A 21303-nucleotide genomic window follows, 5' to 3' on the forward strand; every position below is an offset into this window, starting at 1 on the left:
CGGGGCTCACTCGCCGCACCCGTCCACTCCTCGGACTCACTGCCCACCGCCGGAGGAGTTGAGGAGCGGGCCGGCCGGCCGGCCGCGTCGGCGGCGACCGGGTCGGACGCGCCGGGCACGGAGATGCGCACCACCGCGCCGGACGTCGCACCCAGGCTGCGCCGTACCGTCGCGCCGGGCGAGTTGGTGGGCAGCCAGACCACGCCGTCCGGCATCTCGGTGATCACCGCCGGAAGGGTCAGCGCCCCCCGGTCGGTGCCCACCGTCACCGGGTCGCCGTCGGCGACACCGAGCGCTTCGGCGCTGCCCTTGCCCAGCCGGACCACCGGCGGGCGGGCGGTGCCGCCCAGGTGCTCGTCACCGTCGGTGAGACTGCCCAGGTCGACCAGTTGGTGCCAGGTCGCCAGGACCGCCTCGCCGGGCCCGAGCCGCGGGACGGTGCCCGGCTCGACCGTGGGGAGGCTCGGGCGACCCACCCGGGTCGCCGGCAGGCTGCCCAGCTCGCGCCGGACGGCCAGCACGTCTCCGGTGCCCAGCCGGACGTCCAGCTGGGCCGCCACCGCGTCGAGCACCCGACCGTCGGTCATCGCCGCGGTGTCCAGCACCGCGTCGAAGGGCCGCAGCCGGCCCTCCCAGTCCAGGAAGCTGCCGGCCTTCTCGACCACCGGCGCGACCGGCAGGACGACGTTCGCCCGGCGGGTCACCGCGCTGGCCCGCAGTTCCAGGCTGACCAGGAACGGCACCGCGTCCAGAGCCTGCTCGGCCAGGCGCGGGTCGGCCAGGTCCGCCGGGTCCACCCCGGCCACCACCAGCGCGCCGAGCTGGCCCGCCGCGGCGGCGGCGAGGATGCCGTCGGTGTCCCGGCCGGCCTGGCTCGGGATCACACCGGCCGGGATGTCCCACGCCTCACCCAGTTCCGCGCGGGCCGCCGGCTCGGTGACCGGACGCCCCCCGGGCAGCAGGTTGGGCAGGCAGCCGGTGTCGACGGCGCCGCGGTCACCCGCGCGCCGCGGCACCAGGCCAGCTTCGCGCCGGTCCGCGCGGCCACCTCGGCGGCGGCCGAGAGGCCCCCTGGCACACTGGCCAGCCGCTCGCCGACGATGAGGATCGCACCCTCGGCACCGAGTGCCTCGGCGACCGTCGCGTGCTCGGCGAGCACGCCGGCCTCCTCGCCCGGCACCACCCGGGCCAGCTTGGCACCGAGCTTCTCCAGGCCGCGGGTGGCGAACGGCGCGAGCGCGTACACCTTCAGCTTGTTCTTCAGGTACGCCTTGCGCAGCCGCAGGAAGAGGATCGGGCACTCTTCCTCCGGCTCCAGACCGACAAGCACCACGGCCGGGGCGTTCTCGACGTCGGTGTAGGTGACGTCGGTGCTGCCGGCGACGGTGCTGGCCAGGAAGTCGGCCTCCTCCCGGGAGACCGGGCGGGCCCGGAAGTCGATGTCGTTGGTGTGCAGCGCGACCCGGGCGAACTTGGCGTACGCGTACGCGTCCTCGACGGTCAGCCGGCCGCCGGTCAGCACCGCGGCGCCGTGGCCGGTGTCCCGCGCGGCGCGCAGCCCTCGGCGGCGACGCTGAGCGCCTCGCTCCAGGACGCCTCCCGCAGTTCGCCGGTGCGCTCGTCGCGTACCAGCGGGGTGGTGAGCCGGTCGGCGGCGCGGGCGTACTGGAAGCCCCACCGTCCCTTGTCGCAGTTCCACTCCTCGTTGACCTGCGGGTCGTCGCCGGCCAGCCGGCGCGTCACCTTCCCCCGACGCCAGTCGGTGCGCTGGGCGCAACCGGCCGAGCAGTGCTCGCAGACACTCGGGCTGGAAACCAGGTCGAAGGGGCGGGCACGGAACCGGTACTGGGTGCCGGTCAGCGCGCCGACCGGGCAGATCTGCACGGTGTTGCCGGAGAAGTACGAGTTGAAGGGGACATCGCCGGCGCCGGCCGGAGCGCCAGCGGAGGCCAAGTCGGCGCTGCCGGCATCCGCTCTACCGCCGTACTCCTCGTCCCGGTAAATGTTGATCTCCTCGGCGGAGGAGCGGTTCATCAGGTCGATGAACTTGTCGCCGGCGATCTCCTCGGTGAACCGGGTGCAGCGCTGGCAGAGCACGCACCGCTCGCGGTCCAGCAGCACCTGGGTGCTGATCGGCAGCGGCTTCGGATACTCCCGCTTGTGCTCGTGGAACCGGGAGTCGCTGCGGCCGGTCGACATGGCCTGGTTCTGTAGCGGGCACTCGCCGCCCTTGTCACACATCGGGCAGTCGAGCGGGTGGTTGACCAGGAGCAGCTCCATGATCCCCTCCTGCGCCTTCTTGGCGACCGGGGAGGTGAGCTGGGTACGGACCACCATGCCGTCGGCCACCGTCTGGGTGCAGGAGGCCACCGGCTTGCGCTGCCCCTCCACCTCCACCAGGCACTGCCGGCAGGCGCCGGCGGGGGCCAGCAACGGGTGGTCGCAGAACCGGGGAATCTCGGTGCCGATCTGCTCGGCGACGCGGATCAGCAGCGCCCCCTTCGGGGCGGTGACCTCGACGCCGTCGATGGTGAGCGTGACCGTCTCGGTCTGCTTGGCAACGTCCGTCACAGTGCTTGCCTTTCGCTCGCGGCTGCGCAGGTCTCTGCTCGCGACTGCGGGGCTCGCTGCGCTCTCTCCTCGCGCTCGCGGTTGGGGCTCGCGCTCACTCCTCGAACTCGCATCAGTGGGCTCCCACCAACTGCTTGTCGGACAGCTTCGGCGCGGTCCGTCCCTCGATGTAGTCGAGGTAGTCCTGCTTGAAGTACTTCAGTGACGAGGTGACCGGGCTGGTGGCGCCGTCGCCCAGGCCGCAGAACGAACGACCGAGGATGTTGTCGCAGGTGTCGAGCAGGGTGTCCAGGTCGTCCTGGGTGCCCTGGCCGGCGAGGATGCGCCGGTAGACCCGGACCATCCAGTAGTTGCCCTCCCGGCACGGGGTGCACTTGCCGCACGACTCGTGGTGGTAGAACTCCAGCCACCGGTAGGTCGCGTAGACCGGGCAGTCCTGGTCGGAGAAGATCTGGGTGGCCGTGGTGCCGAGGATCGAGCCGGCGGCGGCCACTCCCTCGAAATCCAGCGGCACGTCCAGGTGCTCGGCGGTGAGCAGCGGCGTCGACGACCCACCCGGGGTCCAGAACTTCAGGTTGTGTCCCGGCTGCATCCCGCCCGCCAGTTCGATCAGCTCGCGCAGCGTGATGCCGAGGCCGCACTCGTACTGTCCCGGGTTGGCGACCCGGCCGGAGAGCGAGTAGATCATCGGGCCGGCGGACTTCTCGGTGCCCATCGACTTCCACCAGTCCGCACCACCGAGCACGATGTACGGCACGCTGGCGATGGTGCCGACGTTGTTGACCACGGTCGGGCTGGCGTACAGGCCGTGGGTGGCCGGGAACGGCGGGCGCAGCCGGGGCTGGCCCCGGAAACCCTCCAACGAGTCGAGCAGCGCCGTCTCCTCGCCGCAGATGTACGCCCCGGCGCCCGAGTGCACCACCAGCTCCAGGTCGAAACCCGAGCCGAGGATGTCGCGCCCGAGGTAGCCCTTGGCGTACGCCTCGTTGACCGCGTTGCGCAACCGGCGGGCGGCGTGCACCGCCTCGCCGCGGATGTAGATGTACGCGCGGCTGGCCCGGATCGCGTACGACGCGATGATCACGCCCTCGACCAGCGAGTGCGGGTCGTGGGTCATCAGCGGCAGGTCCTTGCAGGTGCCCGGCTCGCCCTCGTCGGCGTTGACCACGAGATAATGAGGTCTTGCCGGCGGCTTTCCATCTGGCTCTTGCGGGATGAAGCCCCACTTCAGGCCGGTGGGGAAGCCGGCGCCGCCGCGACCGCGCAGTCCGGAGTCCTTGATCAGCTGGATCAGGTCGTCCGGGTGCGCCTTGATCGCCTTGCGCAGCGCCGCGTAGCCGTCCAGATTCTCGTAGGTGCCGATGCTCCAGGCGTCGGGCGACAGCCAGCGCTTGGTGAGCACCGGCGTCAGCTTGGCCACGGTCTGCGGCGCGGGCGTGGTCACTTCTGAGCCCCCTTGTCGTTCGCGGAACCCTCACCGCGGTTGGTCGACTCGGCTTCCCTGAGGTTGCGCTCCTGCGCCTGCGCGTCGTCGCCGGCCGGCTTGGCGTCACCGGACGGCCGGTTGGCCGCCGCACCGGCGGCCTCCGCCGCCTGGGCGTCACGCGGGGCCGGCGGCGCGCCGTCGACCGGAACCTTGGTGCCCGGAGCGTCCGGCACGGCGGTCCTCGCGTCGGGCTGCCGGGTCTCGGCGGCCCGCACCTGCGGCGACTTGCGGTCCGGTGCCGGCACGTCGGGCGCGGTGCTGCCGGTCGGTGCCGCCTTCGCCGGGGTGGCCGGCGCCGGCTTGTCGCCGGCCTTTCCGCTGCGGATCGGGGTGCTCGGGTCGAAGCCGGGGGCCGAGATGCCGTGCTGCTGGGCCAGCCGCAGGCCACGCAGGCTCGGCTCGCCCGGCACGCCGTCGGCGACCGCGCCCTCCCGCTCGTCGGCGAAGCCGGCGAGCTGGACCGCCATCTCCTTCAGCGTGCACAGGCGGGCGCCGCGGCTCGACGTGGGCCGGCCACCCGCGCGCAGCTCGTCGACCAGCCCCACCGCGGTCTGCGGGTCGACGCCGTCGAAGAAGTCGTAGTTGACGGTCAGCACCGGGCCGTAGTCGCAGGCGGCCAGGCACTCGGCGTGTTCCAGCGTCACCTTGCCGTCGGCGGTGGTCTCGTCGTGCCCGACGCCCAGGTGCTCGGCGAGGGTGTCGTAGACCTCCTGGCCGCCCAGCACGTTGCACATGGTGTTGGTGCAGACGCTGACCAGCCAGTCGCCGGTGGGCCGGCGCTTGTACATCGTGTAGAAGCTGGCGACCGCGCCGACCTGGGCCTTGTTCAGGCCGAGCACCTCGGCGCAGAACGCCACGCCGGCCGGGGAGACGTAGCCCTCCTCGGCCTGCACGAGGTGCAGCAGCGGCAGCAGCGCCGAGCGGGACCGGTCCGCCGGGTAGCGGGAGATGATCTCCCGTGCCCTGGTCCGCGTCTCGTCAGTGAAAACCGTGGTCACCGGTCACAACCTCCCATTACCGGGTCCAGCGAGGCGCCGCCGGCGATCACGTCGGCGATCAGGCCACCCTCGGCCATCGCCGGCAGGGCCTGGAGGTTGACGAAGCTCGGCTCCCGGTAGTGCACCCGGTACGGCCGGGTCCCGCCGTCGGAGACGGCGTGCACGCCCAGCTCGCCGCGGGGCGACTCGATGCCGAGGTACACCTGGCCCGGCGGCACCCGGAAGCCCTCCGTCACCAGCTTGAAGTGATGGATCAGGGACTCCATCGACTGCCCCATGATCTTGGCGATGTGCTCCAGTGAGTTGCCCATGCCGTCGACGCCGATGGCCAGCTGCGCGGGCCAGGCGATCTTCTTGTCGGCGACCATCACCGGGCCGGGCCGGAGCCGGTCCAGCGCCTGCTCGACCAGCTTGAGCGACTCCCGGATCTCGGCCAGCCGGACCAGGTAGCGGCCCCAGACATCGCCGTCGGTGTGGGTCGGCACGTCGAAGGTGTAGGTCTCGTAGCCGCAGTACGGCATGGTCTTGCGCAGGTCCCAGGCCAACCCCGCCGAGCGGAGCACCGGCCCGGTGATGCCGAGCGCCACGCAGGCGGTCACGTCCAGCACGGCCACGTTCTGCGTCCGCTCCAGCCAGATCGGCTGGCCGGAGAGCAGGTCCTCGTACTCCTTGAGCCGCTTCGGCATCACCTTGAGGAACTCGCGGATCTTGACGATCGCCTCGTCCGGCACGTCCTGGGCGACGCCGCCCGGCCGGACGTACGCGTGGTTCATCCGCAGGCCGGTGATCAGCTCGAAGATCTCCAGGATGTACTCGCGCTCGCGGAAGCCGTAGAGCATGATCGAGATCGCGCCCAGCTCCATGCCGGTGGTGGCCAGCCACACCAGGTGCGAGGAGATCCGGTTCAGCTCCATCATCAGCACCCGGATGGTGTTGGCCCGCTCGGTCACGTCGTCGGTGATGCCGAGCAGCTTCTCCACCGCGAGCGAGTAGGCCGTCTCGTTGAAGATCGGGGCGAGGTAGTCCATCCGGGTCACGAAGGTCGAACCCTGCACCCAGTTGCGGTATTCGAGGTTCTTCTCGATGCCCGTGTGCAGGTAGCCGACGACCGAACGGGCCTCCCGGACCGTCTCGCCCTCCAGCTCCAGGACCAGCCGGAGCACACCGTGCGTGGACGGGTGCTGCGGGCCCATGTTGACCACGATCCGACCCTCGTTGATCGGGTCGACGCCGGAGACGACGTCGTCCCAGTCCCCGCCGGTGACGGTGAAGACCCGACCCTCGGTGGTCTCGCGCTCGGTGGCGTAGTTCGAGGTGCTCACTGGTACGACCTCCGCTTGTCGGGCGGCGGGATCTCGGCGCCCTTGTACTCCACGGGCACACCGCCGAGGGGGTAGTCCTTGCGCTGCGGGTGACCCTCCCAGTCGTCCGGCATGAGGATCCGGGTCAGCGCCGGGTGACCGTCGAAGATGACGCCGAACATGTCGTACGCCTCCCGCTCCTGCCAGTCGGCCGTCGGGTAGACGGAGGTGACGCTCGGCAGGTGCGGCTCCTCGGCGGAGACGGCGGCCTCCAGCCGGACCCGTCGCCGGTAGGTCATCGAGGTGAGCTGGTAGACGACGTGCAGCCGGCGGGCGTCGGTGCCCAGGTAGTCCACCCCGGACACCGAGGAACACAGCTCGAAGCGCAGCGCCGGGTCGTCCCGCATCACCTGGCAGACCTCGGCGATCCGCTCGGGGCGGATGTGCAGGGTCAACTCGTCCCGGTCGACCACCACGTGCTCGATCGCCTCGCCGAAGGCCGGATACGCCTCCTCCAGCGCGTCGCGGACCTCGTCGAAGTAGCTCCCGTACGGCCGCGCCGAGTCCTCGATCGTCGGGTGCTGCCGGGTCAGGCCACCGAAGCCGGAGACGTCCCCGGTGCCCTGGTTGCCGAACATGCCCCGGCCGGCCGGGCTGGCCGGCGGGAACTCGGCGGGCGCACCGCTGGTCGCGCCGGCCGGCGTCACCGGAACCGGTACGCCGCCGGTGGTCGGCTTCTCGTCGGTCACTTGATCCCCCCGTACGGGTGGAGGTGGTTCTGGGCCTTCATCCAGTTCTCGATCCGCAGTTGCTCCTCGCGGCCCTCGCGGACGGCCTTGGTCCACTCGGCGCGGCGGGCCTTGTCGCTGCGGTACGACGACGGCATCGAGCCGTACGGCACCACCGGCACGTCACCGCGCGCCTCGCGGGCCGCCAGCATCTTGCGCCCGTTCGGCCCGAGCGGCTCGTGGGCGATCTTCTCGCGCAGCTTGAGGATCGCGTCGATGAGCATCTCCGGCCGGGGCGGGCAGCCCGGGAGGTACATGTCGACCGGCACCACGTGGTCGACGCCCTGCACGATGGCGTAGTTGTTGAACATGCCGCCGCTGCTGGCGCAGACCCCCATGGAGAGCACCCAGCGGGGCTCGGCCATCTGGTCGTAGATCTGGCGCAGCACCGGGGCCATCTTCTGACTCACCCGACCGGCGACGATCATCAGGTCGGCCTGCCGCGGCGAGGCCCGGAAGACCTCCATGCCCCACCGGCCCATGTCGTAGTGCGGGCCACCGGCGGCCATCATCTCGATGGCGCAGCAGGCCAGGCCGAACGTGGCACCCCAGACCGACGACTTGCGCGACCAGTTGACCAGCTTCTCCACCGAGGTGAGCAGGACGCCGGCGGGAAGTTTCTCCTCGATACCCATTGCCGTTCCTCCCTCAGTCCCAGTCCAGGCCGCCGCGGCGCCACTCGTAGGCGTACGCGACGAAGACGGCACCGATGAACACCAACATGGCCACGAACCCGAAGACCGGCAGCAGGTCGAAGGAGACCGCCCACGGGTACAGGAAGATCATTTCCACGTCGAAGACGATGAATAGCATCGCCGTCAGGTAGAACTTGACCGGGAACCGGCTTCCGCCGATCGGTTGCGGGCTAGGCTCGATCCCACACTCGTAGGCTTCGAGCTTGGCCTTGTTGTAGCGGCGGGGGCCGGCGAACCGGGCGGCGGCTATCGAGAACAGCGCAAATCCCGCGGCGAGGGCGAACAGCCCGATGATGGGTGCGTAAGGCGAGAGCGACATATTCTTCTCCTGCTCGTCCTTCCCTGCCCTCGTTGGTTGGCGAATTTCACACTATTCACATCCCACCCGGCGACCGTCGGCGGGGGGTGGACCTTGCCCGTTCCGCCCCGCTACACCGCGGGGGCGGCCCGGGTCATCGCATTGATCACCCGGTCCATCGCGTCACCGCCGCGCGGGTCGGTGAGGTTGGCCAGCAGCTTGAGCACGAACCGCATCAGGGTCGGATGGGGCATGCCGTGCTTCGTCGCCATGCGCATGACCTCCGGCCGGCCGATCAGCTTCACGAAGATCCCACCCAGCCGGTAGTAGCCGCCGAACCGGGCCTTCAACTCCTGCGGGTACGCCATCAGCGCCCGCTCCCGTTCGGCACCGCCGGGCCGGGCCAGCGCCTGGACCGCGACCTCCGCGGCCAGCTCACCGGACTCCATCGCGTACGCGATGCCCTCGCCGTTGAACGGGTTGACCATGCCGCCGGAGTCGCCGACCAGCATGACCCCCCGGGTGTAGTGCGGCACCCGGTTGAAGCCCATCGGCAGCGCCGCACCGAGGATCGAACCCTCGGCGTTCGTCTCGTCGGTCATCCCCCACTCCGGCGGGGTGTTGGCCAGCCAGTCGGTGAGCAGCCGCCGGTAGTTGGTCTTTCCGAAGGCCGAGGACGAGTTGAGGATGCCGAGCCCGACGTTGACCCGGCCGTCACCGAGGCCGAAGATCCAGCCGTACCCGGGCAGCAGCGCGCCGGTGCTCTTGGCCCGCAGCTCCAGCCAGGACTCCAGGTAGTCGTCGTCGTGGCGGGCCGCGGAGCGGTAGTAGCGCCGCACCGCCACGCCGATCGGGCGGTCCTCCCGCTTGGCCAGGCCGAAAGCGAGCGGGAAGCGACCGGAGACGCCGTCCGCGGCGACCACCAGCGGGGCGTGGAAGGTCGCGGGGGCACCGTCCGGGCCGTCCTCGGCCTGCACCCCGATCACCCGGCCGTCACCGTCGAGCACCGGCCCGACAACGTTCACGCTGGTGCGCAGCTTGGCGCCGGCGGCCACGGCCCGCTGGGCGAGCAGGTCGTCGAAGTCGAGGCGGGTGCGCACCAGGCCGTAGTTCGGGAAGCTGGCCAGATCCGGCCAGTCCAGTTCCAGCCGGACGCCCCCGCCGATCACCCGCAGGCCCCGGTTGTGCAGCCAGCCGGCCTCGGGCGAGGTGTCCACACCCATCCGGATCAGCTGCCGCACCGCGCGAGGCGTCAGCCCGTCACCGCAGACCTTCTCCCGGGGGAACTCGGTCTTCTCCAGCAGCAGCACGCGTACGCCATGCCGAGCCAGGTGGTACGCGGTCGCCGAGCCACCGGGACCGGCGCCCACGACGATCACGTCGGCGTCGTTCTCCACCGCGGTCATCCGCGCCTCCTCCCCGCCATGCTCGTGAAATGCTTCACAAGCCAGCGAGGACGAGTCTATGACCGGCGCCGCAAGCTCGCCTTGTTAGGGCGGCCTAACCTGCTGGCGCCCGGATCGGGCGAGCGCCCGAGGGGCCGGGCTTGCTCAGCGCCGGGCCGGACCGGCACCGTCGAGGCCGGCCCGGATGGTCTCCGGCAGGTGCTCGCGCAGCGTGCCGCCGGCGGCCCGATCCAGGGCCGCGAGCACCTCGGAGACCACCTGGCGCACGTCGGCAGGATCCGCGCCGGCCAGATCCCTGAGCTGTTCGACCAGCTCTGCGGCATCGTCGATGGCCACGTCCTTCGGATCCGTCATGCCGGCCAGCCTAAGCCGCAAAGCGGACAAAATCGCCGCATTCACCTAAATGACAGGCTCACTCGCGGGTCGCGCGGTGCAGGGCCACCACTCCGCCGGTCAGGTTGCGCCACGCCACCCGACCCCAGCCCGCGGCGGCCACCCGTGCCGCCAGCGCCGCCTGGTCCGGCCAGGCGCGGATCGACTCGGCAAGGTAGACGTACGCGTCGGGGTTGCTGGAGACCGTCCGCGCCACCGCCGGCAGCGACCGCATCAGGTACGACAGGTAGACGGTGCGGAAGGCCGGGTTGACCGGAGTGCTGAACTCGCAGACCACCAGCCGGCCACCCGGACGGGTCACCCGGGCCAACTCGCGCAGCGCGGCGTCCGTGTCGTTGACGTTGCGCAGCGCGAAGGAGATGGTCACCGCGTCGAAGCTGGCATCGGCGAACGGCAGCCGCAGGGCGTCCCCGGCCAGCAGCGGCACCTGCGGCCGGGTGCGCTTGCCGGCGTGCAGCATGCCGAGGGAGAGGTCGGCGCCGACCGCGTACGCCCCGGAGTGGGCCAGTTCCTCGGTGGAGACACCGGTGCCCGCACCCACGTCGAGCACCCGGCTCCCGGGGCGCAGTTCGAGGGCGGCCCGGGTGGCACGCCGCCAGGACCGGTCCTGCCCGAAGGACAGGACGGTGTTCGTCAGGTCGTAGCGGGCCGCCACGCCGTCGAACATCGCGGCGACCTCGTGCGGCTGCTTGTCCAGGCTGGCGCGCTGGCCCTGCGGGGTACGGCTCACCCCTCCACTCTGCCAGCCCGGCCCCCAACGGCCCGGCGTGGGTCGACCGACACAGTGCGGGCGGGATGGTCGCCCATCCCGCCCGCAATGCCGTGCGTTATATGAACGGCCCGCGCGGGCCGATGGAGAACGAACGTCAGTCGTTCGTCTTCTCGTCACCGGGGGTCACCAGGACCACCCGGCGACGACGTGCGGCCATGACCAGCACGCCGCCGGCGACCAGCACCGCGACGCCGACGCCGCCCATCAGGCCGGCCTGCGGGCCGGTGACCGGCAGACCGGGGCCGTCACCGTTGTCGCCGCCACCGGAGCCGCCCTTGGCTGCCACCACGACCGCGAAGTCGTCGGTGTTGTCGCTCGGGTCGACGTCGGCGCCCGAGACGCCCGTGACGTTCTCCGGCAGCGCCGACGTGGCGGCGGCCCGCATAATGCCGACGGACTCCGGCTCGACCGCCAGCGAGTGGATGGTGACCTCGCCACCGGTCAGGCTGCTCGGCTGCACCCCGTCGGCGACCTTGACCAGGTTGTAGAAGCGGGCCCCGGAGTAGAGGTCGTCGCCATCCGTGTCCTGCGCGGTCGGGATGAGGACGGCCTTGCTGTACTCGCAGGTCAGCGAGGTCATCTCGGCGTTGTAGGTGCAGTCCGGCTCCTGCTCGGCGAAGGTCGCGCCCTCCGGCAGCTGCACCTCGATGCGGAGACCGCTGGTGGCCTGGTCACCCTGGTTGAAGGCGGCGTAGAGGAGCTGGCCGGTGTTGCCCGCGTACAGGTCGCCGACCTCGGTGATCGTGCCACCGTCGACCTTGACGGCCGTGCGGACGTCGTCGGCGAGGACGGTCAGGTCCGGCCCGGTGCCCTCGACCTTGACGTCCACGGTCACGACGTTGTTGGACTCGTCCGGGTCCGTGCCGGCGTGCAGGATCATCGCGGTGATGGAGCCGGCCGGGCCGACCTCGGTGCCCTTGCGGGTCAGCGGGAAGAACCAGTCGACGTCCTCGCCGGCGCGGATGGTGTCGCCCTGGATGCCACAGAGGATCCAGCCGTCCTCGCGCGGGTCGCAGCCGCTCTCGTCGATGTCGACGAGAGCGGTCTTCAGCTGGCTGATGTCGAGGGCGACGAGCACGTTCTCGGCGTCGACGGCGCTCTTGTTCAGCAGTGAGACGCTGGCGTCCTTGCCCGGCGCGCCGACCGCGATCGTGGTGCCGGTCGCCTTGATGGCGAGGTCGACGGTGTCGTCCGCCAGGGCCGGCGCGGCGAAGGCGCCCGCCGCGAGGATGCCGGCAGCACCGGCGCCCAGATACGCGGCAGCCCGGTTACGGAAAATCATGTAGGTGTCTCCCCGTGGGGTGAAAGGAAACGTACGGGCCGGGACGTTAGCGGTCCGCGATCTTCCTCGCCAGCCCCGAGATGCGGCAAGTCAGCCTGGGGATCTAAGGGCGACTTAAGGATTGTCCGAATTGATGGCGGTTGTCATCACGAACCGGCTACCGACAGCGGCGCAATGTTCATCGAATCGATACCTCCGGACTGCCCCGAACGGCCGAACGACCCACCGGCGGCGATCACCGTGGGTGATCAGCCGCTGATGGGTCGTCAATTGTCCGGGTGGCCGGTCAGCGCGCGTCGACCAGCGGCAGCGAGCGGCCGGCTCCACCACCGGGCAGCGCGATCGACGAGAAGTGCGACATCACCCGGTCGTCGCTCGGGTCGTCGGCGGGCGTGGCGTGCACGGCCAGCCGGTTGTAGAGCGTGTCCCGCTGGGCCGGAATCCGGTCGGCGGAGCGGATCATCCCGATCAGCTCGTGCAGGTTGGAGCGGTGCCGGGCACCGGCCGAGGAGATGACGTTCTCCTCCAGCATGATCGAACCGAGGTCGTCGACACCCAGGTGCAACGCCAGCTGGCCGACGTCCTTGCCGGTGGTCAGCCAGGACGCCTGCAGGTGCGGCACGGTCTCGAAGAACAGCCGGGCCACCGCCACCAGCCGCAGGTATTCCAGGGACGTCGCCTGGGTACGGCCCTTGAGGTGGTTGTTCTCCGGCTGGTACGTCCACGGGATGAAGGCCCGGAAGCCGCGGGTGCGATCCTGCACGTCCCGGATCATCCGCAGGTGCTCGATCCGCTCGGCCGCGGTCTCGCCGGTGCCCATCATCATGGTCGCGGTCGACTCCACGCCCTGCCGGTGCGCCAGCTCCATGACCTCCAACCAGCGCTCGCCCGACTCCTTCAGCGGCGCGATCGCCCTGCGCGGCCGTTCCGGCAGCATCTCGGCGCCGGCACCGGCGATCGAGTCCAGGCCGGCGGTCTTGATCCGGGCGATCGCCTCGTCCAGGCTCACCCCGGACACCTTGGCCATGTGCAGGATCTCGCTCGGCCCGATCGAGTGGATGGCCAGCTGCGGGTACGCCTGCTTGACCGAGGAGAACAGCTCCTCGTAGTACTCCACGCCGTAGTCCGGGTGGTGGCCGCCCTGGAGCATGACCTGGGTGGCACCCAGCTCGACCGCCTCGCCGCAGCGACGCAGGATCTCCTCGGTCGGGTGGGTCCACCCTTCCTGGTGCTTGGGCGCCCGGTAGAAGGCGCAGAACTTGCACGCCGTCACGCAGACGTTTGTGTAGTTGATGTTGCGGTCGATCAGGTACGTGACGATGTTGTCCGGGTAACGCCGCCGGCGGACCGCGTCCGCCGCCTCGCCCAGGGCATGGAAGGGCGCCTCGGTGTAGAGCAGCAGGGCCTCCTCGGGCGTGATCCGCCCGCCGTCCGCGCCGCGCTGCAGGATGTCGTCGATCTCCCGGCTCACCGTCACGCCCCCGAGGGTACGCCGACCACCCGCCCCGCTCCCCAGGGGTGTTCCGAGCCGTGACGCGTCCCGCACCCGCGTCACCCGCAGTCCGCGCTGGCAGAGAGCCCTGCACGGCCGGTGGCGCGTGGAGAGGGTGGCGAGGAAGGCAGATCAGTTGCACCTGCTGCCCGCCCGGCAGGTTGAAAACCTCGCCCGGTTCTCGTCACGGGAATCCGGACGCCCGACGAGTCACGCGTCGTAGTCGATGGCGAGGGTGTCGGTGAGCGGGCTGGACTGGCAGGTCAGCACATAGCCGGCGGCCACCTCGTCGGGCTCCAGCGCATAGTTGCGGGCCATCTCGACCTCGCCGGAGACCACCTTCGCCCGGCAGGTCGAGCAGACTCCACCCTTGCAGGCGTACGGCAGCTCACCCCGGACCTTCAACGCGGAGTCCAGCACCCGCTCGTCGCGGCGCATGGTGAAGCTCGACGAGCGGCCGTCGAGCGTGATGGTGACGTCGGTGCCGGCGCCCGGCACGTCACCGGGGCGGCGCACCGGCTCGGGCGGCGCGTCGACGTGGAACAGCTCCGTGTGCACCGCCGACTCCGCGAGGCCCCGCCCGGCGAGCACCGCCCTGGCGTCGACCACCATGCCGTACGGGCCGCAGAGGAACCACTCCTCGATCGAGTCACCGGGCACGATGGTGTCCAGCAGGCGTCCCAGCCGCTCCGCGTCGATCCGGCCGGAGAGCAGTGACGACTCGCCCCGCTCCCGGGAGAGCACGTGCACCAGGTGCAGCCGGGTCGGATACCGGTCCTTCAGGTCGGCCAGTTCCTCGGCGAACATCACCGAGTTGGCCGTGCGGTTGCCGTACACCACGGTGAAGGTGCTGACCGGCTCGACGGCCAGGGCGGTGGCGACCAGCGAGAGCACCGGGGTGATGCCGGAACCGGCGACGACCGCGCCGTAGTGCCGCGCCCGGTCCGGCGCGAACGCCGAGCCGAAATGCCCCAGCGGCGGCAACACCTCGACGGTGTCCCCGTGCCGCAGCGCACCGCAGGCGTACGACGAGAACGCGCCACCGGGGATCTCCCGCACCCCGATCCGCAACCGTCCGTGCCGCGCCAGCTCGTCGGGCGTGGAGCAGATCGAGTACGACCGGCGAACGTCCCCGCCCCCGGCGCTCCCTCCGGTGCCGACCGGACCGGTGCCGGGAGCATCGGGCGGACCGGCGCCTTCCGGGACCTCGGCCGCCGGTGTGCCGGGCAGCCGCACGGTCAGGTGCTGGCCGGCGCGGAAGGCGAACGTCGCGCGCAGTTCCTCGGGCACCGCGAAGGTGATCGCGACGGCGTCGGCGGTGAGCCGGTCCACGGCGACAACGGGCAGCGGGTGGAACGCCGGCCGGCGGCGGACCGGGCGGGTGATGGTGACAGTCACAGCGCCTTCACGTGGTCGAAGGGTTCGGCGCAGGCGCGGCAGCGCCACAGCGCCTTGCAGGCGGTGGAACCGAAGCGGCTGAGCTGCTCGGTCTCCGGCGACCCGCAGCGCGGGCAGCGCACGCCCAGGGTCAGCGGTACGGCGCCGCCGCGCCGGACCGGGGCGGGTGGGGCGATGCCGGCGGCGGCCAGCTTGGCCCGCCCGGCGTCGCTGATCCAGTCGGTGCTCCACGCCGGGCTGTGCACCGTGCGAACCTCGGCATCCGGATGACCGGCCACGGCCAGCGCGCGGCGGATGTCGGCCCGGATGACGTCCATCGCCGGGCAGCCGGTGTAGGTCGGGGTGATGGTCACCACGACCCGGCCGGTGGCCGCGTCCACTTCCACCGACCGCAGGATGCCCAGGTCGTCGATGGTGACCACCCGGATCTCCGGGTCCACCACCGCCGCCACGGCCTGCGCTGCGGGGCTCCGCTGCGCTGCACTCCTCGCGCTCACCAGCGCGCACCCGGATGGGCTCGGTGCAGCACCTGCATCTCCGCGAGCAGGTACGACAGGTGCTCGGTGTGCAGCCCGTCGCGCCCGCCCGCCGGCATCCAGGCGGAGTCCGGCACGGTGAGCGTCGCCTCGGCGAGCACGGCGCCGACGGCGGCGTCGAAATCGGCCCGCAGGGCGGCCGGGTCGACCGGCGCGTCCGGCTGCGCGGTGAACAGCTCGTGGGCGTACGGCAATATCTGGTCGACGGCGGCCTGCACCCGCCGGTGCGACTCCTCGGTCCCGTCGCCCAGCCGCCTGACCCAGAGTGCGGCGTGGTCCAGGTGGTACGCGGACTCCTTGCGTGCCTTGGCGCCGATCGCGGCCAGCCGCTCGTCCCGGCACCCGGCCAGCGCGGTGTAGAGCGGCAGCTGGTAGGCCGACAGGACGAGCAGTTTCGCCATCGTCACCGCGAAGTCGCCGTCGGGCAGCTCGACCAGCAGGCAGTTGCGGAACTCCCGGTCGTCGCGCAGGTAGGCCAACGCGTCCTCGTCCCGGCCGGCACCCTCCAGCTCGCCGGCGTACGACAGCAGGAGCCGGGCCGCGCCGAGCTGGTCCAGGGCGATGTTGGCCAGCGCGATGTCCTCTTCCATCTCCGGCGCGCGGGTGGTCCACTCGGCCAGCCGCTGCGCCGCGATCAGCGCGTCGTCGCCGAGGGCGAGGGTGAAGGCGAAGGGCTCACTCCTCGCGCTCACAGGGCCGTCTCCGTTCGCGACTGCGGGGCTCGCAAACCCGGCTCACTCCTCGCGCTCACAGGTGGGCCGTGCCTTCTGGCACCTCGTAGAAGGTGGGGTGGCGGTAGACCTTGTCAGCGGCCGGGTCGAAGAAGGCGTCCTTCTCGTCCGGGCTGGAGGCGGTGATCACGCTCGCCGGCACCACCCAGATGGAGACGCCCTCCTGGCGGCGGGTGTAGAGGTCGCGGGCGTTGTGCAGGGCCAGCCTCGCGTCGGGCGCGTGCAGGCTGCCCACGTGGGTGTGCGCCAGCCCGCGCCGGGCGCGGACGAAGACCTCCCAGAGCGGCGAGGGATCCTCCCCGCCGAGCCGACCGGTTCGCTCGCCACGCTCGCTCACGCCGCCACCCTTTCCTTGTTCCGCCGCTTCGCGGCGTAGGCCGCGGCGGCCTCGCGCACCCAGGCACCCTCGGTGTGGGCGCGGCGCCGGTGCGCCATCCGCTCCCGGTTGCACGGGCCGTCACCGGAGATGACCCGCATCAACTCGTCGTAGTCGGGCTGGGTGAAGTCGTACGCCTGGCGCTCGTCGTTCCAGCGCAGCTGCGGGTCGGGGATGGTCAGCCCGAGCACCTCCGCCTGGCCGACGCACATGTCCACGAAGCGCTGGCGCAGCTCGTCGTTGGTGAAACGCTTGATCTTCCACGCCATGGACTGAGCGGAGTGTGTCGAGTCGCCGTCCGGCGGGCCGAACATGGCGAGCGACGGGTACCACCAGCGGTCCACCGAGTCCTGGGCCATCGCCTGTTGCGCCGGGGTGCCGTGCGCGAGGGTGTGCAGGATCTCGTAGCCCTGGCGCTGGTGGAACGACTCCTCCTTGCAGACGCGGATCATGGCGCGGGCGTACGGGCCGTAGGAGCAGCGGCACAGCGGCACCTGGTTGACGATCGCCGCCCCGTCCACCAGCCAGCCGATCGCGCCGACGTCGGCCCAGTTCAGGGTGGGGTAGTTGAAGATCGAGCTGTACTTCTGCCGGCCGCCCAGCAGCAGGTCGACCAGTTCGTCCCGGCTGATGCCGAGAGTCTCGGCGGCGGCGTAGAGATAGAGGCCATGACCGGCCTCGTCCTGCACCTTGGCCAGCAGGATCGCCTTGCGTTTGAGCGACGGGGCGCGGCTGATCCAGTTGCCCTCCGGCTGCATGCCGATGATCTCGGAGTGGGCGTGCTGGGCGATCTGCCGGATCAACGTCCGCCGGTACGCCTCCGGCATCCAGTCGCGTGGCTCGATCTTCTGGTCGGCATCGACGACCTCCGCGAAGTACGCGGCGAGGTCCGCACCCGGCCCGGCGGTGCCCCGCTCGTGCTCCGCGGCCGCACGAAGCGCCGCCTCCGCCGCCTCGACCTCGCCGAGCAGGCCGCCGGGCGGGTCCTCGCCCGGGAAGTCATTGCCATACATGCACCAAGTGTTACAGCTTCGAATCCAAGACACCAGAGGGTGTCATACAAATCCGAGATCTCCCCCGTCACGGGCCGGCCGGCCGCCGCAGCCCGATCACTGTGAGTTGCGTCACGAATCAGGAGTAAACCCACCCAACCGCCGCATAGCAGTTTGTTGTCCCACCCTTTGCGGCGAGTTGACCGGTGTCGGTTCCTGGCACTACGCCGATCCGGACGTAGACTTCCCCCGTCACCGCGATCGGCTCAAAAGGATCACCAGCCCAGCGGGGCCATCTCCCCCGGCCCCGGGCGATCCGCACCGGTCAGTCCTGGCAAGAAGCCGGTCCCCCCGGCCCCGACATCTGGAGTTCACCCGCTCATGCGATCCCGCGTGATCATGGTGCTCGCCGTCACGGCGGTGCTGCTCGGCGGCGTCATGTTGGTTCCGGCCGCGTACGCCCGGCTCGCCGCGGGCGGGACGACCGCCACCGAGAGCGTCGCCGCGCCGACGCCCACCCCGCCACCACCACCGACCCTCGCCGCCGGCAAGGTCTCGGTGAACTTCAAGGGCGAGTTCTTCTCGTGGGCCCTGCTGGACCGGGAGTCCGACAAGCTCTCCGGCTCGAAGAACATGGCCGCGACCAGCTCGACCGAGTCGATGCTCAAGGCGTGGATCGTTGCCGACTACCTGCGCCGGCTGGGCGACAAGGAGCCGACCGCGGCGATGAAGGAGGCCGCCAGGCTGGCCATCCGGGACAGCAACGACGACGCGGCCAACAGGGTCTACGCCGCCGCAGGTGGGTCGTACCGCGTCCCGGCCGGCGGCCAGCCCGGTCCGGTGGTCAAGCGGGCGATCAGCGTCTGCGGCCTCACCGACACCAAGCGGGGCAACGTCGCGCCCTACGAGGGCTGGTGGAGCTTCACCCGGATGTCCCCCCGCGATGCCGTCCGGCTCGGCGACTGCATCGCCGACGGCACCGCCGCCGGCCCGAAGTGGACCAAGTGGCTGCTCACCGAGATGAGCAAGGTTCGTGGCAGCACCGCCGCCAAGGACCAGAAGGCCCGCTCGGGCGGCGGCAGGTGGGGCATCGTCGACGGACTCCCTGAGTCGATCACCAACCAAGGACCGGTCAGCATCAAGAACGGCTGGACGGCGCTCAACTACGACGGCAACTGGCACGTCAACTGCCTCGCCGTGACCAAGAAGTGGAGCCTCGCGGTGATGCTGCGCTACCCGCACAAGAGCGGTCTCGACTACGGCGCCGACGTCTGTGCCAGCGTCGCCTCCCAGCTGGTCACCCCGCAGCCCGGTGGTGCGCTCAAGGTGCCGCAGCAGCCGGTCGGAAAGCTCTGATGGCCAGTCGCGGCCACAGCGGCGAGACGTCACCGCTGCGGCTCGTCGCCATCGCGGCCGTGCTGATCGGGCTGGTTCTGGTGTCGCTGCGCCTGCTGCCCGGTTCACCCTTCGAGTCCACCGCCGCCGCCCAGTGGGGCCGGGGAGAGTCGCCCGCGGCCCGCGGAGACGACCTCACCGACCGCGGCGCGCGGCCGTCGCCGTCGCCGTCGCCCAGCCCGTCTCCGGAGCCCGAACCGCTGCCGTTCGAGGCGAAGGAGCTCGACCTGGACATCGACGGCTGGTACGGGTGGAGCGTGCTGGACCGACGCTCGGGCGAGATCATCGGCTCGGACGACATGGCCGAGACGAGCACCACCGCGTCCCTGATCAAATCCTGGATCGTCGCCGACTACCTGCGCCGCACCGCCGACGCCGGGCAGACCCCGAGTGACGCGAAGCTGGACGACCTGACCAGGATCATTCGGGACAGCGACAACACCCGCACGGAGCAGCTCTACACCCAGATCGGCCGGTCCGCCTCGATCAAGCGGCTGCTGTCGACCTGCGACCTGACCGACAGCAAGGTCTCCAGCGATCTCGGGTGGAGCCGGACCGAACTCTCGCCCCGCGACACCGCACGGCTCGGCAACTGCATCGCCGACGGCACGGCCGCCGGGCCCAAGTGGACGAAGTGGCTGCTCAACGAGATGCGCCAGGTACGCGGTGCGGGCGACTTCGGCATCCGCAAGGCGTTCCCGGCCGCCGAGGCCAAGAAGATCGCCATCAAGAACGGCTGGGTCGACCGCACCCGGGAGCAGGAGATCCACGTCAACTGCCTGGCGATCGGTGACACCTGGACGATGGGTGTGATGCTCCAGTACCCGATCAACAAGGGCTACGAGTACGGCATGGACAACTGCCAGAAGATCACCGAAGCCCTGCTGACCTCCACCCCCTGAACCCCCCGCTGACTCCAGGGCCTTGCCTCCGGCCCCGGGTCAGCGGGTGAAGAAGAACGGGCCGCCGGCCGGCAGCACCGGCACCTCGCCGATCTCGGCGGCGCGGCGGGCGAACTCGCGTAGGCCGGCAACCTGCCGCTCGCCGAGCGAGAAGTCCAGGGTGCGGAAGTACTCCGCGAGCGTTGCCGCGTCGAACGGCTCCCAGCGGGCCGCCGACTCGGCCACCTGGTCCAGCTCGGCCAGGCACAGGTCACGCGAGCGCAGGAACGCCTCGTGCACCTCCTTGACCAGGCCAGGATGGGCGGTGGCGAAGTCGCGGCGGACCGCCCAGACGGCGAAGACCATCGGCAGGCCGGTCCACTCCCGCCAGGCCTGCCCCAGGTCGGTCACCGCCAGGCCCTGTCGGGGCGCCTCGTAGTGGGCACGTAGCGCCACGTCGCCGATCAGGACCCCGGCGTCCGCCTCCAGCAGCATCTGGGTCAGGTCCGGCGGGCAGCGGAAGTACTTCGGGTGGACCCCGTACCGCTCGCGCAGCAGCAGCTGGGCGAGCAGCACCCCGGTCCGCGAGGTGGAGCCCAGCGCGACGCGGGCGCCGTCGAGGTCGGTCAACGGCCGGGTGCTCACCAGGTTGACCGACAGCACCGGCCCGTCGCTGCCCACCGCCAGGTCGGGAAGGAGCAGCAGATCGTCGGCGTGCCGCAGATACTCGACGAAGGTGATCGGCCCGATGTCCAGGTCACCGGCGACCAGTTGGGCGCTGAGCCGGTCCGGCGAGTCCTTGCGCAGGTCGACGTCGAGCAGGGCGCCGGAGCGCATCAGCCCCCAGTAGATCGGCAAACAGTTGAGGAACTGGATGTGCCCCACGCGGGGGCGGGCGACGCGATCGACCATGCCCCGACCGTAGCCCCGCCGTCCCCGGCCTGCTCAGCGGGCCGCCACCGAAGTGGCCAACCCCGCACCCGGCGCCGACGCCGCACCCGCCGGCATCCGGGGGTCGCGGGCGCACTCGGCCCGGACGACCCGCCGGACGGGCCCGACGAAGCCGAGCAGCACCAGCAGCCCGGCCGCCCCGCAGCCGACGATCAACGGGCGCGGCTCGGTCACCTCCAGCAGCAGGCCGCCGAGCAGGTAGCCGAACATCGCCGCCCCTGCACCGCCGCCCCCATCGCGGCGAACGCCCGGCCGCGGGCCGTTCCCGGGCGTCTCCCCGGCTCGGTGCCTCCGCCACCAGCCCGAACCGGGCCAGCGCGCGAAGGTGGTAGCTGGTCGCGCTCGGGGACAGGCCCGCCGCCTCGGCGCACTCGGTGGCGGTCACCGCTCCCTCGGTCGACGCCAGGTGTTCCATGATCGCGAGCCGGGCCGGGTGGACGAGCGCCCGCAGCGTCCGTGGGTCGCTGATCGTCACCCGGGGCGGCTCGGGGTGCGCCTCCGTCATGCCCCTATGATCCCCCGACCGGGGCAAAACCGGTTGCCGCCCGTCCGCCGGGGAGT

Annotated in this window: 20 protein-coding genes and 2 pseudogenes; 2 read left to right on the forward strand and 20 right to left on the reverse strand. The window is 71.2% G+C overall.

The genetic code is table 11. The features are described from left to right. Positions 1-36: 36 nt before the first annotated feature. From KIF24_RS28060 to paaA, 17 genes and pseudogenes are all read right to left on the reverse strand, one after another. Positions 37-2571, reverse strand: a pseudogene (locus KIF24_RS28060) (NADH-quinone oxidoreductase subunit G). Between the two features lie 112 nt (positions 2572-2683). Next, entirely contained in the window at positions 2684-4015 is a 1332-nt protein-coding gene (gene nuoF, locus KIF24_RS28065; RefSeq protein ID WP_221086578.1) for an NADH-quinone oxidoreductase subunit NuoF, read from the reverse strand. Then, positions 4012-5055 carry an NADH-quinone oxidoreductase subunit NuoE gene (nuoE, locus tag KIF24_RS28070; RefSeq protein WP_221086579.1) on the reverse strand — a complete coding sequence of 348 codons (1044 nt, stop codon included), beginning with the start codon at positions 5053-5055 and terminating at the stop codon, positions 4012-4014. The genes nuoF and nuoE overlap by 4 nt, the downstream gene beginning before the upstream one ends. Then, a complete protein-coding gene (locus tag KIF24_RS28075; RefSeq protein ID WP_221086580.1) occupies positions 5052-6377 on the reverse strand; it encodes an NADH-quinone oxidoreductase subunit D in 1326 nt (441 codons plus the stop codon). The genes nuoE and KIF24_RS28075 overlap by 4 nt, the downstream gene beginning before the upstream one ends. Next, entirely contained in the window at positions 6374-7105 is a 732-nt protein-coding gene (locus tag KIF24_RS28080; protein WP_221086581.1) for an NADH-quinone oxidoreductase subunit C, read from the reverse strand. The genes KIF24_RS28075 and KIF24_RS28080 overlap by 4 nt, the downstream gene beginning before the upstream one ends. Beyond that, on the reverse strand, positions 7102-7779 hold the full coding sequence (locus KIF24_RS28085) for a NuoB/complex I 20 kDa subunit family protein (protein WP_221086582.1): 678 nt from the start codon (positions 7777-7779) through the stop codon (positions 7102-7104). The genes KIF24_RS28080 and KIF24_RS28085 overlap by 4 nt, the downstream gene beginning before the upstream one ends. A gap of 13 nt (positions 7780-7792) precedes the next feature. Continuing rightward, complete coding sequence (locus tag KIF24_RS28090) at positions 7793-8158, reverse strand: NADH-quinone oxidoreductase subunit A (protein ID WP_221086583.1); 366 nt, start codon at positions 8156-8158, stop codon at positions 7793-7795. Positions 8159-8268: 110 nt separating this feature from the next. Next, positions 8269-9543 carry a geranylgeranyl reductase family protein gene (locus KIF24_RS28095; RefSeq protein ID WP_221086584.1) on the reverse strand — a complete coding sequence of 425 codons (1275 nt, stop codon included), beginning with the start codon at positions 9541-9543 and terminating at the stop codon, positions 8269-8271. Positions 9544-9687: 144 nt separating this feature from the next. Further along, complete coding sequence (locus tag KIF24_RS28100; protein ID WP_221086585.1) at positions 9688-9897, reverse strand: hypothetical protein; 210 nt, start codon at positions 9895-9897, stop codon at positions 9688-9690. A 58-nt stretch (positions 9898-9955) separates the two neighbouring features. Then, a complete protein-coding gene (locus KIF24_RS28105; protein WP_221086586.1) occupies positions 9956-10666 on the reverse strand; it encodes a demethylmenaquinone methyltransferase in 711 nt (236 codons plus the stop codon). A 136-nt stretch (positions 10667-10802) separates the two neighbouring features. Continuing rightward, positions 10803-11990, reverse strand: coding sequence for a cell wall anchor protein (locus KIF24_RS28110; protein ID WP_221086587.1), 1188 nt, complete (start codon positions 11988-11990; stop codon positions 10803-10805). Positions 11991-12276: 286 nt separating this feature from the next. After that, positions 12277-13467 carry a cyclic dehypoxanthinyl futalosine synthase gene (gene mqnC / locus KIF24_RS28115; protein WP_221086588.1) on the reverse strand — a complete coding sequence of 397 codons (1191 nt, stop codon included), beginning with the start codon at positions 13465-13467 and terminating at the stop codon, positions 12277-12279. A 225-nt stretch (positions 13468-13692) separates the two neighbouring features. Next, positions 13693-14880: a 2Fe-2S iron-sulfur cluster-binding protein gene (locus KIF24_RS28120; RefSeq protein ID WP_221086589.1), complete on the reverse strand. Its 1188-nt coding sequence runs from the start codon at positions 14878-14880 to the stop codon at positions 13693-13695. Continuing rightward, complete coding sequence (gene paaD / locus KIF24_RS28125) at positions 14877-15377, reverse strand: 1,2-phenylacetyl-CoA epoxidase subunit PaaD (RefSeq protein ID WP_221086590.1); 501 nt, start codon at positions 15375-15377, stop codon at positions 14877-14879. Before paaD ends, KIF24_RS28120 begins: the two co-directional genes overlap by 4 nt. Then, positions 15374-16108, reverse strand: coding sequence for a 1,2-phenylacetyl-CoA epoxidase subunit PaaC (paaC, locus tag KIF24_RS28130; protein WP_221086591.1), 735 nt, complete (start codon positions 16106-16108; stop codon positions 15374-15376). The genes paaD and paaC overlap by 4 nt, the downstream gene beginning before the upstream one ends. Positions 16109-16163: 55 nt before the next feature. Further along, positions 16164-16484 (reverse strand): 1,2-phenylacetyl-CoA epoxidase subunit PaaB, encoded by a 321-nt coding sequence (paaB, locus tag KIF24_RS34200; RefSeq protein ID WP_221086592.1) that lies wholly within the window; start codon positions 16482-16484, stop codon positions 16164-16166. After that, positions 16481-17536: a 1,2-phenylacetyl-CoA epoxidase subunit PaaA gene (gene paaA, locus KIF24_RS28140; RefSeq protein WP_221086593.1), complete on the reverse strand. Its 1056-nt coding sequence runs from the start codon at positions 17534-17536 to the stop codon at positions 16481-16483. The genes paaB and paaA overlap by 4 nt, the downstream gene beginning before the upstream one ends. 360 nt (positions 17537-17896) lie before the next feature. On the opposite strand from paaA, the gene KIF24_RS28145 reads away from it, so the two are divergent. Together KIF24_RS28145 and KIF24_RS28150 are read left to right on the forward strand one after the other, a co-directional pair. Then, complete coding sequence (locus KIF24_RS28145) at positions 17897-18871, forward strand: hypothetical protein (protein ID WP_221086594.1); 975 nt, start codon at positions 17897-17899, stop codon at positions 18869-18871. Beyond that, on the forward strand, positions 18871-19812 hold the full coding sequence (locus tag KIF24_RS28150) for a serine hydrolase (RefSeq protein ID WP_221086595.1): 942 nt from the start codon (positions 18871-18873) through the stop codon (positions 19810-19812). Before KIF24_RS28145 ends, KIF24_RS28150 begins: the two co-directional genes overlap by 1 nt. A 39-nt stretch (positions 19813-19851) precedes the next feature. Here KIF24_RS28150 and KIF24_RS28155 read toward each other — a convergent pair whose 3' ends face one another. The 3 genes and pseudogenes from KIF24_RS28155 to KIF24_RS33595 form a co-directional block, all read right to left on the reverse strand. Continuing rightward, positions 19852-20703, reverse strand: coding sequence for a menaquinone biosynthetic enzyme MqnA/MqnD family protein (locus KIF24_RS28155; RefSeq protein ID WP_230415943.1), 852 nt, complete (start codon positions 20701-20703; stop codon positions 19852-19854). A gap of 33 nt (positions 20704-20736) precedes the next feature. Beyond that, entirely contained in the window at positions 20737-20952 is a 216-nt protein-coding gene (locus KIF24_RS33590) for a hypothetical protein (RefSeq protein ID WP_230417271.1), read from the reverse strand. Between the two features lie 94 nt (positions 20953-21046). After that, positions 21047-21247: pseudogene (locus KIF24_RS33595) on the reverse strand (ArsR/SmtB family transcription factor); the annotation flags it as partial. Between the last annotated feature and the right edge of the window lie 56 nt (positions 21248-21303).

This window comes from Micromonospora tarapacensis (assembly GCF_019697375.1).
Taxonomy (GTDB): Bacteria; Actinomycetota; Actinomycetes; order Mycobacteriales; family Micromonosporaceae; genus Micromonospora; species Micromonospora tarapacensis.

Coding starts and splice junctions, on each gene's coding strand:
- KIF24_RS28155 (WP_230415943.1), bottom strand. CDS start 20,703: ATGGTCGATCGCGTCGCCCGCCCCCGCGTGGGGCACATCCAGTTCCTC.
- KIF24_RS28090 (WP_221086583.1), bottom strand. CDS start 8,158: ATGTCGCTCTCGCCTTACGCACCCATCATCGGGCTGTTCGCCCTCGCC.
- KIF24_RS28095 (WP_221086584.1), bottom strand. CDS start 9,543: ATGACCGCGGTGGAGAACGACGCCGACGTGATCGTCGTGGGCGCCGGT.
- paaA (WP_221086593.1), bottom strand. CDS start 17,536: ATGTATGGCAATGACTTCCCGGGCGAGGACCCGCCCGGCGGCCTGCTC.
- KIF24_RS33590 (WP_230417271.1), bottom strand. CDS start 20,952: ATGTTCGGCTACCTGCTCGGCGGCCTGCTGCTGGAGGTGACCGAGCCG.
- KIF24_RS28085 (WP_221086582.1), bottom strand. CDS start 7,779: ATGGGTATCGAGGAGAAACTTCCCGCCGGCGTCCTGCTCACCTCGGTG.
- KIF24_RS28150 (WP_221086595.1), top strand. CDS start 18,871: ATGGCCAGTCGCGGCCACAGCGGCGAGACGTCACCGCTGCGGCTCGTC.
- KIF24_RS28110 (WP_221086587.1), bottom strand. CDS start 11,990: ATGATTTTCCGTAACCGGGCTGCCGCGTATCTGGGCGCCGGTGCTGCC.
- KIF24_RS28145 (WP_221086594.1), top strand. CDS start 17,897: ATGCGATCCCGCGTGATCATGGTGCTCGCCGTCACGGCGGTGCTGCTC.
- KIF24_RS28100 (WP_221086585.1), bottom strand. CDS start 9,897: ATGACGGATCCGAAGGACGTGGCCATCGACGATGCCGCAGAGCTGGTC.